The organism is Labrenzia sp. PO1, assembly GCF_012273635.1.
Taxonomy (GTDB): Bacteria; Pseudomonadota; Alphaproteobacteria; order Rhizobiales; family Stappiaceae; genus Roseibium; species Roseibium algicola.
In genome coordinates this window covers 344,545-359,479 of sequence record NZ_JAAXCR010000004.1, presented here as the reverse complement: position 1 = coordinate 359,479, position 14,935 = coordinate 344,545, and the positions used below count along the sequence as shown (strand labels likewise).

9 protein-coding genes are annotated in these 14,935 nt (G+C 60.5%); 3 read left to right on the top strand and 6 right to left on the bottom strand.

The window, feature by feature from the left end; translation table 11 throughout:
- Positions 1 to 39 precede the first annotated feature (39 nt).
- From HCG46_RS21755 to HCG46_RS21735, 5 genes are all read right to left on the bottom strand, one after another.
- Positions 40 to 2,961, bottom strand: a complete 2,922-nt coding sequence (locus HCG46_RS21755; RefSeq protein WP_168687352.1) for an AsmA family protein — start codon at positions 2,959 to 2,961, stop codon at positions 40 to 42.
- A 283-nt stretch (positions 2,962 to 3,244) separates the two neighbouring features.
- The gene (locus HCG46_RS21750) at positions 3,245 to 4,396 is read right to left on the bottom strand and encodes a DUF1513 domain-containing protein (protein ID WP_209009576.1); all 1,152 of its coding nucleotides are present in this window, start codon (positions 4,394 to 4,396) and stop codon (positions 3,245 to 3,247) included.
- Positions 4,377 to 5,456, bottom strand: coding sequence for an imelysin family protein (locus HCG46_RS21745; RefSeq protein WP_168687351.1), 1,080 nt, complete (start codon positions 5,454 to 5,456; stop codon positions 4,377 to 4,379). The genes HCG46_RS21750 and HCG46_RS21745 overlap by 20 nt, the downstream gene beginning before the upstream one ends.
- Entirely contained in the window at positions 5,456 to 6,985 is a 1,530-nt protein-coding gene (locus HCG46_RS21740; RefSeq protein ID WP_168687350.1) for a di-heme oxidoredictase family protein, read from the bottom strand. The genes HCG46_RS21745 and HCG46_RS21740 overlap by 1 nt, the downstream gene beginning before the upstream one ends.
- 82 nt (positions 6,986 to 7,067) lie before the next feature.
- Positions 7,068 to 8,330 carry an imelysin family protein gene (locus HCG46_RS21735; protein ID WP_168687349.1) on the bottom strand — a complete coding sequence of 421 codons (1,263 nt, stop codon included), beginning with the start codon at positions 8,328 to 8,330 and terminating at the stop codon, positions 7,068 to 7,070.
- Positions 8,331 to 8,638: 308 nt separating this feature from the next.
- Between HCG46_RS21735 and HCG46_RS21730 the strand changes: the two genes are divergently transcribed.
- The 3 genes from HCG46_RS21730 to HCG46_RS21720 all read left to right on the top strand — a co-directional run bounded on the left by HCG46_RS21730 (position 8,639) and on the right by HCG46_RS21720 (position 10,819).
- A complete protein-coding gene (locus HCG46_RS21730) occupies positions 8,639 to 9,115 on the top strand; it encodes a TerB family tellurite resistance protein (protein ID WP_023002633.1) in 477 nt (158 codons plus the stop codon).
- 94 nt (positions 9,116 to 9,209) lie between these two features.
- Complete coding sequence (locus HCG46_RS21725; protein WP_055660066.1) at positions 9,210 to 9,965, top strand: glutamine amidotransferase; 756 nt, start codon at positions 9,210 to 9,212, stop codon at positions 9,963 to 9,965.
- 338 nt (positions 9,966 to 10,303) lie between these two features.
- A complete protein-coding gene (locus tag HCG46_RS21720; RefSeq protein ID WP_168687348.1) occupies positions 10,304 to 10,819 on the top strand; it encodes a DUF1697 domain-containing protein in 516 nt (171 codons plus the stop codon).
- 263 nt (positions 10,820 to 11,082) lie between these two features.
- On the opposite strand, the gene pyc is transcribed toward HCG46_RS21720, so the two are convergent.
- The gene (gene pyc / locus HCG46_RS21715; protein ID WP_168687347.1) at positions 11,083 to 14,523 is read right to left on the bottom strand and encodes a pyruvate carboxylase; all 3,441 of its coding nucleotides are present in this window, start codon (positions 14,521 to 14,523) and stop codon (positions 11,083 to 11,085) included.
- Between the last annotated feature and the right edge of the window lie 412 nt (positions 14,524 to 14,935).

Below are 14,935 nucleotides of genomic sequence, written 5' to 3'. Positions count from 1 at the left end.
TGCGGCCCCCAAACGCAGCACCTTTGCGCCAATGTGTCGTCAGTTCTTGTTTTTCTTCTTGTTCCCGAAAACGTTGCCCAAAAGGCCGGAAGGCAGGCCGAAGCCTTCTTCTACCGCTTTCAGAACTTCCTCGTCATCGACCTCGCCGTCCAGAACCTTCTGAACGTCGATCTGGGTCTTGCCGCCGGTCGCCTGGTTGATGACCTTGTTGGCCTGGTCAACCAGCTCCTGGGATGGTTCCTTCTTTCCCTGAAGAATGGAGATCAGCTCACCGCCGGTCTGCTGCAGTTGCTTGTAGGCTGCCTCCGGGTTTTCCAGAATACCCTTGATGTCCGGATAGATCCGCGGATCGTTCCACGGACCTTCGATCACGATGGGCACACCTAGGCCGGCCAGCTTCTTGTCTTCGCCCTTCCGCCGAGGCTGCGGGGCCTGACCTTCCAGCGTCGGCACGATCTTCGGCTCCACACGCCAGGAAAGTCGCTGCGCCGGCATGTCCGTCGTGCCCTTGCCGGTCATGCGAACCAGCGGCCCGATCAGGGACAGATCGTCGGTCTTGGCAATGCCGTTCTGGATCTGGAACGTTGACCCGAGCGAGCTGAAATCGGTCTTGGCCGACGGATTGGCCTGCCATCCGAGCAACGTCTCCACCGACAGGCCACGCACCATCTGCGGCACGTTGATACCCTTGATCGCACCGTCGGCGAACGTGTAGTTGGCTGTCCCGTTCAGGGCCTGCACCAATGCCTGTTCGCTGCCGCCTTTGGAGGTAACATCCAGGTTGATGTTGGCCTTGCCTTCGATCCAGCTGAAATCGGCTGCATCGCGCAGCAACGGATAGGCATTGAGGTTGGCGAGAGCAAATTTCGCGGCAACTTGAGGTGTTGCGGACGCCCCGTTGAGCGTAACCGTACCGGTGCCGGAGCCGCCGTATAGTGCCAGCTTTTCCAGGTTCGCAGTCAGCACACCGTTCTTGATGGTGGTCGACAGGGCGCTCTGGTCGATCTTGATCTTGTCCCAGCGGATTTCGCTGGTGGTCAGCTTGAAGTCCGCGTCGATCGCGTTGAGACCGGAGAAATCTATCGGCTCTGTACTCCAGCCACCTGCCCCACCGCGTTTGCCGCCGCCAGCCGAGGAATTTCCGGACGCCTGGCCAGAACCGCCAGAACCGCCGCCACCGCCGCTGCCTGCACCCGAAGACGATGCGCCACCGAGATACGGGTCGAGCACAAGTTCCCGCAGATCCAGCCGCGCCGTAACGCTTGGTTTGCCACCAAGGACGATCCGTCCGTTGGCTTCACCCGACGTATCGTCCAGCGTGAACCGTGTTTCCTCGAATGAAATCGTCTCGCCTGCGACGCCGAAGATACCCGAAGCCTTGAAGCGCTTCAGACCGCCACCGCTGCCAAGCGGTTTGCCGAGCCACGCCATGAGCCCGCGCAGGTCGGCAGTATCGACGCTGACCGCACCATCAAGCGCACCGTCGCGCGAAGCCCGACCATTGAAGCCGGCGCTCACGCGATTGCCTTTCACGCTCACGGAAACCGGCGCAGCTCCCCCCGCCAGCAGGCGAGCGGTGTCGCCTTCGCCGGTCAGGCTGAACGCTTCGCCGCGCCAGGACAAGGCACCGCTGAGCGATATCGGGTTTTCCAGTCCCTGCAGATCGATATCCATGGCAAGGTTCGTCAGGCGGTCCGCTTCCGGATCGCCGCCGACCGCCGAAGCAAGCCCAAGTCCGCCAATCTCGCCCTCGGCGATACGTACGGACCCCGTGATATCAAGACCGGCAAGCAGTTCCTCCCCTGTCTGCCCCACGGTTGCAAAGGCGAGGTCGAGGCTGAGTTTGCCGCTTGCAGGCAAATCCCTGCCCGCCAGCTGCAGGAGATCGGCAATCGAACCGTCTTTCAGCACCAGCCGGCCGGAGACTTCAGGAACGCTCCCCGACAGATCCGCGTCCGCCGCACCGCCAAGAGACAGTTGGCCAAGCGTGATGTCGAGATCAGCCAGCGACAGCATGGCCTCGGTGCCTGCAACCTTGGCCGACACGGCAAAAGCACCCGGATCGGCGGCAAGGTCCTGCCCGGCCAGCGCTGCAAGCGCTTTCAGGGAAGGACCGGCTGCAGATAGGGCCAATTCGGCGCGCATCGGATCCAGGCCGGATTGACCGGTGACCGAGACGCTGTTTTCACCGCTGGAAATTTTCAGGTCTACCGGAACCTGCTCCCCACCCATGAGAGCGAGCGGGTTGGTCAGGGATCCTGCGACGGCGACCGGCATTTCGCGGAACGTGAAGCTGGATGTCAGATCCACCTCACCCGACAGGCTGGGCGCCTGCAGGCTGAGATCAAGGTTGGAGATACGAACCGGCTCGGCAGCATCCGGCGCCTTGTAGGTCACCGTGCCGCCGGTGATCTGCAGGCTGTCGACACCAATGCTCTTGAGATAGCCCTCGGGAGCTGCGGCTGTTTCTGCCGGCCCTGCTTCAGACGCAGGCGCAGGCGTGGCTTCCGCCACCGCATCGGTTTCAGCGTCGCCGGTTTCAGCCTCGATCAAGTCGCCAATGTCGCTGATGTCGCGGCGGGGCTCCCAGCTCGTGGTGCCGTTCGGGCCGATTTCCAGATAGATATCCGGCTTGTCCAGGGCAATTCCGGTCACCTGGATATTACCGGAAACCAGACCACCCCAGGCGAGCCCAAATTCGACACGCTCGGCCTTGGCGAACTCGATCCCGTCGGCACCGGCCTCGCCGGCAAGGCCGATATCTTCCGCGACCAGCGAAAATCCGGGAAACAGCGACAAGGACACAGGTCCGTCCAGGCGCACGCGCCAGCCAAAGCGCTTGTCCACCTGCTCAACTACCTGACGCTTGATTTCGTCCTTGGGCAGGAACAGCGGCACCACCAGAATGATGGTTACCAGCATGAACAGCAGACTGCCCAGTCCGATCAAAAGCCGACGCATTTAGTGTCTCCCCGTCGCGAATCGGTCCCCAATGTAGACCAATCGGGCCGGAACGTCCCCAAGCAGAAGCAACCGCTTTCGCAGGAAAGGAGACAGAACGATCAAATACCGGCACATCGGTCTACAACTCCGCATACCGCCCTTGGGACCGGCATACGATCCCGATCACTGTGCCAGCCGATTTTGACAAAAGCAGGAAGTCTGCCGAATTTGCCCCAGGTTGGCACTATTCAGGCTGAAAACAGCCTGAATAGTGCAGGATCCGGCCGTCCGATGCTCTGTCTCAGGACAGGGCAAACATGTGATTGTCCCAGGAAATGCCCGGTGGGCGAGCCAGAATTTCCGCCGGTTGGGCAGGATCCTCAACAAGAGACAATGCCCCGTTGCCGTCAGATATCAGAAAGCTGCCCTGATCGATCGGCGCAACGCCGCATCCGTCGGCAATGGCCTCAGCCCCCAGGAATGCGCCGGTATCGGCCTTCCAGAACAACGTCTGCCCACCCCTTGGAGCGGACGTTGCAATGACCTCACCGCTTGCGTTTGCGGTCACCGAGCCGATGTAGTTCTGAAGGCCTGACGCGATACCTGTCGGAATTTCCGTCAGGATGGGTGCTTCGTCCCGCGAAAACACGCCAACCAGAGGCGGTAGGTCTGTTTCCGGCCCCTCGAACTGACCGCCGACCCAAGCCCGCCCTTGTCCGTCCAGCGCCATATGCCGGAGCGACAGCTGGTGCAGGGAAGCGTCCAGAGCGTGGCTGGCATGAAGATCACCGGTTTCCCGGTCCAGGAACACTACAGTCGGCGCCATGGTGTCGAGATTGAGCTTTTCACGCCCCTTGTCCGGATGGGTCATGATGCCGCCATTGGCAACGACAAGCGTGCGCCCGTCCGGCGCGAGCAGGAGGTCGTGCGGACCGATGCCATGGGTCTCGATCTCGCCGATCCGCTGAACCTGACGGCCACTCATGTCGTAAACGCCAATCACGCCACGGGCTGCGGCATAGTCGTTTTCGACCGCATAGAGCAGTCTGCCATCAGCGGAAAAACAGCCATGTCCATAGTAATGGCGGCCCGGTTCCGCCGTGAGAACCTCCGGCTCCACATCCTGATATGGCCGAACCACGACCGCGAATGTGCCGGGCCGGCGGGCAAAGGCCACAAACCTGGTCCTGTCGGGAGAAACCGCGACGCCGTGGCCCCGTCCCGGCAGACCGATCCTGGCCAGAACCTGTCCAAGGTCGTCGACAACACCGACCCCATAATCGCCGTTTTCAAGCTTGTAGGCGCTCACGAACAGCGGCACGCCGTCGGAAGCTTCCCGGTTCAGAAGGCTTGCCGCCAGCGTCGAGCCGGAAAATGCCGGCAAGGCGGCAAGGCCGCCGAGTGCCGCCAGAAAACCACGCCGGGACAGAGGCTTAGTCACCATCGAGCGCATTGAAACCTCCAGCAAGTTCCAGGGCACCTGCAAGTTCAAGGGCAATCGTGTCGCGAAGCGATTTCAGCGTGATCGCCAGGACAACCATCTTGTCGTAGGCATCGCCTTCTTCGAAGGACTGGCGCAAGGGCGGATCTAGGGTCCCCAGAAGAGTGACAGCATTGCCAAACTCGAAGTCGAGCGTGTCGTAAATCCAGGTGAAATCGTCCGGCGTCAGGTCCTTCAGGTCCAGGGAAGCAATGGCCTTCTGAAGGCCGAGCAGCTCGCCGTTGAGATAGACCACGCTGTTGCCGGAGCGCGAGAACGGAAAGCGCGTCGCCCTGGCCTTGTCCTTGCCGGTTCCCAATGCCGGAAGCACATCCTGATCCCGCGCGATGATCAGCCCCGTGACCAGCGCGTTGAACACGCTTTCCAGCGCTTCCTTCGACGTATGGAACCGCTCGTTGCCGCCTTCGGCTGTCAAGAGCACCTCGCTGTATCCGTCGGGATCCTGCCAGCCGGTAGCGATTTCGCTGGCCATGGCCGCAAGGTTTTCCGAAATCGCCAGAGCATAACCGCAGCTGAAGTCCTTGCCGTCGTCTGCCTGCCCAAGCCGAACCGCACTGTCCTTGTCGAAAGCAAGCAATTCCAGTGCTGTCAGTCCCTGAACCGCGACGCTCTTGTCCTTGAGCGTCGCCGCAGACAAGGCGTCCTTCTCTTCAGAAGCGAGAAGCTTGCGGATCTGGCGTTGCGTGATGCCACGCGGGTCGGGCAGGAAGGCCAGCCGACTGAGGCGATCATTGTCGATCAACGGGCCAAACCGCAAGAAATGCACATGGGAGAAATCCCGCACAGTGTCTGAAAAGGCCGTCCTGAACCCCTCGAGCGATGCTTCGTCCGCATTTGCGCAGACCGCTCGAACAGCGTCCGGGAGATTTGCAGAGGTTTCGGCAAACGCACCGGTTGCCGGTTGGATATAGGCCTCGATCAGATTGTCGAGTTTCGGCTCGTAGTCCGTGGCGAACGCGGGCTGGGCGATAACGGCTCCGGAAACGAGAGCGGCAAATAGCAAACAGCGCATCAAAGGGACTCCAGAAAACGTATAAGCGATTGTCGGTCGGCGGGCGGAAGCGCAACCACAGCGTCGCGCGCCTGTCGGGCTTCGCCGTCGTGCCACAGGACCGCTTCCAGCAGATTGCGTGCGCGGCCGTCGTGCAGGAACCGGGTGTGATTGTTGACAGTCTCGGTCAGGCCGATGCCCCATAGCGGCGGCGTACGCCACTCCTGTCCACTGACGTCACCCACCGGGCGATTGTCGGCGAGGCCTTCGCCCATGTCATGTAACAGGAAATCCGAATAAGGCCAGATCAACTGGAACCTGTGCGCCGGATTTTCCGCCTTTCGACTGGTCACGAATTTCGGTTGGTGGCAGGCCGGACAGCCTGACTGGTAGAAAACCTGCTTGCCTTTCAGCACCTCGGGATCATCCACGTCGCGGCGCATCGGCACCGCCAGGTTTTCCGAATAGAAAGTGACGAGATCCATGACCGGGTCCGGAGCTTCCGAGACACCGAGGTTTGCCTGTTCGCCATGAGGCAAGGCGCGGCAAGCTGTCTGCGCCTTGGTGCAGTCGCCGTAATTGTCCGGCATCTCGGGCGTCGAAATGCCGATATCACCGGCAAACGCTGCCGCGGACTGCGCACGGATCGAGGGTTTGGAAGCCTTCCAGCCGAAACGGCCAAGCGTTAACGCACCCGTCGCGGGGTCACGAACCCGGCTGACCTTGCCGGAAATTCCATCACTGTCGATGTCGTCGGGGTCCGCAAGCGCTTCAATGTCGCCGGGATGGATGGCCTGCACCAGACCGAGGCCGATCATGGGCGGGGCCGCGCGGGCCGAAATCATGGTGTCGGGGTGCATGTCGCCATATCCAAGATCCCGGATCCTGTAGACGGGCTTCTGCAACACAGCCTTTTCTCCACCGGCCAGTGGAACCTCGACCTCCTCCACCTCGATATCGAAGCGTCCTTCACCGGGCAGGCCCGGCACCGCAAAGGTCTGGAACTGACCGCCGTAGGTCGGCTCTGGCACCAGCAGGATATCCTTGTCGGCAAGTGCCTGGCGCTGCGCCTCGGACTGAGGCGGGATGGACAGGCGAAGGAACATGGAATCCGCGTCTTCACCCGCCCGCGGCGGTCGGCCCCGGCCATCCTTCAAGTGACACCCCTGACAGGAGCGCGCGTTATAGAGCGGCCCCAGGCCATCCGATGCCTGTGTCGACGAGGGAGAAGACGCCCAGAGTTTCTTGAAAAGCCCGTTGCCCACCTTGAAGGTGGCCTGTTCTTCAAAAGTCAGATTGGCATTGGAGTGGGAATAGGCATCCCGGTTGATCCGCTTTCGGGACGTCCCGGCCCCGCCCTGCATGATTTCAAAGGCTTCAGCGGCTTCGAAATCGGCCGGCGGCTGCAGAACCTTCGCGGCCTTGACCCTGTCCTTGGCCGACAGATCATCCCGGTGAGACAGCGTATCATCTGAAAGAGCGGTTCCTGCCGCGAGGCAGAAACACAAAAAGACGCCCGTCATGGCGCCCGGTCTGGGGACCAGTCTCATATTCGCATCCTGACTGTAATCCGCGAGCCCCAATTCGCGGACAAGCCGTCAGGCGGCCGATGCCGCCTGACGATCTGTTCGATTATTCGAAAACGGCGCCCGGGTTGTCCAGGCTGTCGGAACCTTCAAACGCGATATCGTCGAGTTCAAGCACCTTGACGACCCGCTCGATGGAAGCCGTCTGGTCAACCAGCGCATCGACAGCAGCCTGCACGACGGCGTTGCCCTCGTCATTGCCTTCGCCGATCATCTGGTCATAGGCTTCACCACCTTCGGCCCGGGCCTTCATGGCTTCGAAAGCCGCCAGCGTGGCGTCGAGCTTCGTCTTCATTTCTTCCGCCAGCGCCGGATCCTTTTCCGCCACCAGATCGGCGAGGGAAGCACCGGAAACATCGTTGCCGACCGGGCTCTTGTACGACCCGAAATAGACGTTCCGGATGCCGACCACGTCGTTGTAGTGCGACATGTGGGTGTTGTCGGAGAAGCAGTCATGCTCTTCTTCCGGATCATGCAGCATAAGGCCAAGCTTGATGCGCTCACCGGCCAGTTCGCCATAGGAAAGAGATCCCATGCCGGTCAGGATGGTAGCAAGACCACCGGCCTCGCCCTTGCCGGCCAGCTCTTCGCGCGCAGCCCCGTCAGGAGCCCAGGCATTGGCCATTTCTTCAAGATCCGAAATCAGAAGATCGGTTGCGGCCTGCAGATACTGAATGCGGCGCTCGCAATTGCCACCGGTGCAGTTGGCCGGATCAAAGTCGGTGGCAGGGCGGTTGCCGGCACCAGCTTCGGTGCCGTTGAGGTCCTGACCCCACAGCAGGAATTCGATGGCGTGGTAACCGGTCGCAACGTTCGTTTCCACTTCGCCGGCTTCCTGAAGGGAGTCTGCAAGCAGGGTTGGCGTGATTTCGGTGGCATCGATGGTTTCACCACCGACCTTGAGTGTCGGATTTGCAATCACGTTGGCGACGTAGAGATCGTTTTCTTCCGATTCATCACCGTAGGACGCGTCGACATAGTCGATCAGGCCTTCGTCGAGCGGCCAGGCATTCACCTTGCCTTCCCAATCGTCGACAATGGCGTTGCCGAAACGGTACGCCTCTGTCTGCTGGTAAGGGTCGCGTGCTTCCTTCCAGGCGGTGCGCGCGGCTTCCAGGTTTGCTTCGGTCGGCTCAGCTACGAGCTTGTCTATCGCGGACTTGAGCGTCTTGGCCGTTGCGAGCGAGTCCGCATATTTCGCCTGGGCGATGTCGCCGTAGGTCGACAGAACGTCGGAAGGTGCTGCAGCCAGGGCCGGTGTGACGAAAAGGGCAGAAGCGGCCAGAAGGCCAAGCTTGAAAGTATTCATTGATCCATCCCGTAATATGTGTCGCCCGCAGTGCGCGTGGACCGTCTCTGGGCGAAACCTGAATGATTTTGTGGCGCGGAAACACGCGCCGCAGGGAGAGGGAAACCATTTCATGAGGCAGGAAGTCAAGTTATAATTCCAAAAAAATCAATACTTTAGAACAGTTCCAAAAAGTTGACTTATAAATGCCGGATTTGATTCCCATCTCAAAGTCTTAAAGCCGACATCAACCCTTTGATGGTAAAGAGGGAATGGTATAGCAATAAAAGCCGGCCTGTTTGGGGGGCCAGGCAACAGGAACGACAGACATGCTCAATGCGCTGAAAAGTTTTGTTCGGGAGCTGACCTTTGGTGACAGCGGAGAAAAGACCTTCGCCGAAGACGACAAGCGCCTGGCTGCGGCGGCTCTCTTGTTTCACCTGATCGATATCGACGGTGTGATCGAGGAAAGCGAAAGCTCGAAGCTGCGGGAAATCCTGCGCAAGCACTATGACCTGACGGACAAGGAAACGACCGAACTGATCGCCGCCGCCAAGCAGCGCGACGAGGAAGCGGTCGATCTGTACGGCTTCACATCGGTGCTGAAGCGCACAACCGACGAGGAAGAGCGCCTCGCGATCGTCGAGATGATGTGGGAAATCGTCTATGCCGACGGCCACGTGCACGAGTTCGAGGACAACACAATCTGGCGGGTTGCCGAGCTTCTCGGTGTCTCCACACGTGATCGCATGACCCTGCGCCACAAGGTTGCCCAGACTGCCCCGGAGACCGACGAACTGGACTGATCGCCCACGCGATAATCAGCCGGGACGCGTATTTATGCAGGATGAAGTGGCAACGGGACTCGATTTTCGTGCCGACCTCCCTCATATTAAGTCCATGCTTTTTCAGTCCGATCCCGTGAAGAACCGACCGAAAGTCCTGATTGTCCTGCATCAGGAGCATTCCTCGCCCGGACGAGTGGGCCTTGAGCTTGTAAAGCGCGGCTTCGCGCTGGACATCCGCAAGCCTCGGTTCGGCGACCTTCTCCCCGACACCATGGAAAACCATGCCGGCGCCGTCATTTTCGGCGGCCCGATGAGCGCCAACGATCCCGATGCCTTCATTCAAAAGGAAATCGACTGGATCGGTGTTCCGCTTGCCGAGGAAAAACCCTTTCTCGGCATCTGCCTTGGTGCGCAGATGATGGTCAAGCATATGGGCGGCACAGTCACGGGCCATCATGAGAGCCTGGTTGAGATCGGCTATTATCCGCTGCAGCCGACCGAGGCAGGCAAATCCCTGATGGACTGGCCGAAAAAGGTCTATCAATGGCATCGGGAAGGGTTCGACCTGCCCCGCGGCGCCGATCTGCTGGCCTCCGGACCGACTTATCCGAACCAGGCGATCCGCGTCGGGTCTTGCGCCTACGGCATCCAGTTTCACCCGGAACTGACCCACCAGATGATGGTCCGCTGGACGACCAAGGGCGCCCCGCGCATGGAGTTGCCCGGCGCCCAGCAACGCCGCGACCATTTTGCCGGACGCTTCGTTTACGATCCCGCTGTTCGGAAATGGCTCGACCGTTTTCTGGACCTCTGGATCGGCACGGCCGCCGCCCCGGTTTGCCACGGCATGTTGAAGGCAGCGGAATAACCGGCGTTTCAGACCCGATACCCCGGCAAGACATTGCTTTAACCTGACCCTGAACTGCCTCCACCGTCATTCCGGACAAGCAAGGCGAAGCCGTGCGCAGATCCGGAACGACAGTGGCTGGGGCTCAGGCGCCTCGCATTCTGCAACAATTGTCACCGGACTCCCCTGCGCGTCTCACCTCCGGTGACAGACGAAGAGTAACAAAAGTCGCCCCAAATAATCCCGAACGGCTTTTGAAATGAGTGTCGCAAGCACCCAATCTTTTAATGACGCCGATTGCGCAACGCTTGCGAATAAGGCTGTCTATGCGGCGAAACAGAAACCACCGGGACACCACGATGACTGTCTTTGTCGCCCTGCTCCGCGCCGTGAATGTCGGCGGAACCGGAAAGCTGCCGATGGCAGATCTTCGGTCCATGGCTGAGGACATCGGCCTTGAAGCTGTTGCAACCTATATACAGAGCGGAAATCTTGTCTTCACGTCAGATCTGGAAGCCGAGGACGTTCTGTGCCGGCTCACCGAAGTCCTCACGGCTTATTTCGGCAAGACGCCGGGCGTCATGCTTCGGACCATCCCGGAACTCGAAACTCTTTGCGCGCAAATGCCGTTTCCGGACGCCCCGCCAAACCGCGTACTGGTGAACTTTCTGCCGGAGGCTGCTCCCTCCGATGCCCTCGAGGCGATGGTAGCACCCGATGGCGAAGAGGCCGTCGTCCTTGGACGTGAAATCGTCGTCCGTTACCCTGACGGCTCTGGTCCCTCCAAATTGAAGTTCCCGGCCCTGAAACCCGGCACCGCCAGAAACCTCAACACTGTCCGCAAGCTGCTGGAGATGGCTCGGGAACGGGGCTGACCAGGAAGACAATCCGCCTCTCGTCCACCGTCATTCCGGACAAGTGCAGCGAAGCTGCACGCAGATCCGGAATCCAGCGCATCTGCGTGAGCACAGCGAACCCTCAAGCTGGAAGAAAGACGCGCTTGCAGCGCGAATGATATCTGGCTTCCGGATCTGCACGCGGCTCCGCCGCGCTGGTCCGGAATGACGGGCGAGGTGGACACAAAAAGGCCGCCCGGAATGGATCCGGACGGCCTTTGGTTGATGCTGTAGCCAGCATCTTAGCTTTCGAAGACCACCAGAAGGTCCTTGGCGTCGATCTGCGAACCCGGTGAGACCAGGACTTCCTTGACCTTGCCGTCGCGTTCGGCGTGGAGCGCGGTTTCCATTTTCATGGCTTCGATCGAGACCAGCACATCACCGGCGGTGACATCCTGACCGGCGGTGATCGCCACCGTGGAAATGACGCCCGGCATCGGTGCTCCGACATGCGCCGCGTTGCCGTCCTCGGCCTTGCGCATTGCGGCAGCTCCGGTGGCGCCATGGGCGCGGTCCGGAACCTTGACATTGCGCGGCTGACCGTTGAGCTCGAAGAAGACCTTCTTCTCGCCCTTCTCGTCGGTCTCGCCAATCGCCTGGCAGCGGATCACCAGCGTCTTGCCGGCTTCCAGATCGACGGAGATCTCGTCACCCGGTTCCAGGCCGTAGAAATAGACCGGAGTCGGCAGGACGGACGTCGGACCATATTGCTGCTGGGCCTTGTCGAAGTCGGTGAACACCTTCGGGTACATGAGATAGGAGGCAAGCTCGGTGTTGCTGATGCCGTGGCCGGTCTTGTCGGAAACAGTCTTTCGCTCCGCATCCAGATCGGCATCCTTCAGGAGCGACCCCGGCCGCACGGTGATCGGGGTTTCGCCCTTCAGAACCTTCTTCTGAAGCGCTTCCGGCCATCCGCCCGGAGACTGGCCGAGGTCACCGTGCAGCATCTTGACGACGCTGTCCGGGAACGCGACGTCTTTCGCCGGATCCTCGACCTCCGCCACGCTCAGCCCCTGGCTGACCATCATCAGCGCCATGTCGCCGACGACCTTGGAAGACGGGGTCACCTTGACGATGTCACCAAACATCATGTTGACGTCGGCATAGGCCTGCGCCACTTCGTGCCAGCGGGTTTCCAGGCCAAGCGAACGGGCCTGTTCCTTGAGGTTGGTGAACTGCCCGCCCGGCATTTCGTGCAGGTAGACTTCCGATGCCCCGAAGCGCAGGTCGCTTTCGAAGGCACGATATTGGGTCCGCACCGCTTCCCAGTAGAACGAGATCTGGCGGATCGTCTTGGCATCGAGGCCGGTATCACGGTCGGAACCGCGCAGGGCTTCCACGATGGAGCCAAGGCACGGCTGGGAGGTCAGGCCGGACAGCGCGTCCATGGCTGCATCCACCGCGTCGGCGCCCGCTTCGACCGCTGCCAGAACAGTGGCCGCGGCGATGCCGGACGTGTCGTGCGTGTGGAAATGGATCGGCAGGCCGACTTCCTGTTTCAGCGTCCGGATCAGGACCTTGGCTGCTTCCGGCTTCAACAAGCCGGCCATGTCCTTGAGACCCAGGATGTGTGCGCCGGCTGCTTCCAGTTCCTTGGCAAGGCCGACATAGTATTTCAGGTCGTATTTCGGCCGGGCACTGTCCAGCATGTCGCCGGTATAGCAGAGCACCCCTTCGCACAGCTTGCCTGCTTCCTGGACCGCGTCCATGGACACACGCATGTTCTCCACCCAGTTGAGGCAGTCGAACACCCGGAAGAGGTCAATGCCGTTTTCAGCGGCTTCCGCCACGAAATACTTGACCACATTGTCCGGATAGTTGGTGTAACCGACACCGTTGGAGCCGCGCAGCAGCATCTGCAACAGGATATTCGGCGCCTTTTCGCGGATCTTGTGCAGGCGTTCCCACGGGCTTTCGGTCAGGAAGCGCATGGCAACGTCGAAGGTCGCGCCACCCCAGCATTCCAGCGAGAACAGGCTCGGCAGACCGGCTGCATAGGCATCCGCGATGTTGACGATATCGTGGGTCCGCATGCGGGTTGCCAGCAACGACTGGTGCGCATCGCGCATGGTCGTGTCGGTCACCAGCGTCCGCTTCTGGTCCTTCATCCAGTCGGCAAAACCCTTCGGACCCAATTCGTCCAGCAACTGGCGTGTGCCGGAGGGCTTGGCATCGCCGAAGTTCGGGATGACGGGCGCGGCCACATCCTTCGGCGGACGGGCACGGCTCTTGGTTTCCGGATGACCGTTCACCGAAACGTCGGCGATATAGGTCAGGAGCTTGGTTGCGCGGTCCTGACGCTTGGTCTGCTCGAACAGGGCCGGCGTCTCGTCGATGAAACGGGTCGTGTAGTTGTTGGCCTTGAAGTCCGCGTGGCTGATGATGTTCTCCAGGAACACCAGGTTTGTCGCCACACCGCGGATACGGAATTCGCGCAGGGCGCGGTCCATGCGCTTGCGGGCGTCTTCCGCCGTCGGGGCCCAGGCCGTGACCTTTTCAAGAAGCGGATCGTAGAAACGGGTGATGACCGCACCGGAATAAGCCGTGCCGCCGTCCAGACGGATGCCGAAGCCCGTCGCCCCGCGATAGGCGGTGATGCGCCCGTAATCCGGAATGAAGTTCTGCTCCGGATCTTCCGTCGTGATGCGGCACTGCAGGGCATGGCCGTTGAGACGGATCTTGTCCTGGGAGGGAACGCCGCTTTCCGGCGTGCCGATCTTCTCGCCTTCGCAGATCTTGATCTGTGCCTGGACGATGTCGATGCCGGTGACCTCTTCCGTCACCGTGTGTTCCACCTGAACGCGCGGGTTCACTTCAATGAAGTAGATGGCACCGGTGTCGGCATCCATCAGGAACTCGACCGTGCCGGCACCGCGGTAATTCACGGCCCGGCCGATCTTCAGACCATATTCACAGAGCTCGGCCCGCTTTTCGGCCGAAAGATACGGCGCCGGAGCGCGCTCGACCACCTTCTGGTGGCGGCGCTGGATGGAACAGTCGCGCTCGTACAGATGAACCACGTTCTCGCCGTCGCCCAGGATCTGAACTTCGACGTGGCGCGCCCGCTGGACCAGTTTCTCCAGATAGATCTCGTCCTTGCCGAATGCCGCCATGGCTTCGCGCTTGGCCGCCAGAACTTCCTTGGCCAGGGTCGCTTCGTCCGGAATGACGCGCATGCCGCGGCCACCACCGCCCCAGGAGGCCTTCAGCATGACCGGGTAGCCGATCTCGGCGGCCTGGCGCTTGATTTCGTCCATGTCGTCCGGCAGCGGGTCCGTTGCCGGCATCACCGGCACACCCGCCTCGATGGCCAGATTGCGCGCGGCCACCTTGTTGCCCAGGCGGCGCATGGTTTCGGACTTCGGTCCGATGAAGGTGATGCCGGCTTGTTCGCAGGCATCCACGAATTCCGGGCTTTCGGACAGAAGGCCGTAACCGGGGTGAATGGCGTCTGCACCGGAGAGTTTGGCAACGCGGATAATCTCGTCGATGGAGAGGTACGCCTCGATCGGCCCGAGCCCCTTGCCGACCTGATACGCTTCGTCGGACTTGAACCGGTGCAATGCCAGTTTGTCCTGCTCGGCATAGATCGCAACGGTCTTCATGCCCAGCTCGTTGGCGGCACGGAACACCCGGATCGCGATTTCAGATCGGTTAGCAACGAGAATTTTTGTTATCGCCAAACGCCTTCTCCCCCTAATTTTACGCAAAACGAAAAGCCAGTTTCGGCAAGATTTCTACTTTGGTCGGAGGCGCTTGAAAAGGGGCAGAAGCTATGTCCTTTTTTTAACTTGGAAAATAATTTTGCGTCTGCGCCCGTAACTGTAGGAAAACGAACACTAATTCGATTGAACCCCAGATCCTCCCGGACTTTTTTAAAAAGGTGCAGCGCAGCAATTTTCAGATCGGGACAGGCGCCGAAACCGCAAAAACCGGCTTGCGTGGCTGCTGACCATTTCGGGACACATTCCTGTCGGCAAGACAAAATCACCCTCCGGACGGCCCAACTGCATGGACACCGCTCTACCGGAAACCCACTAGATCTTGTGAGAACAAATCCGCAACCTTTATGAATCAGCGATTCGTCCAAGATTC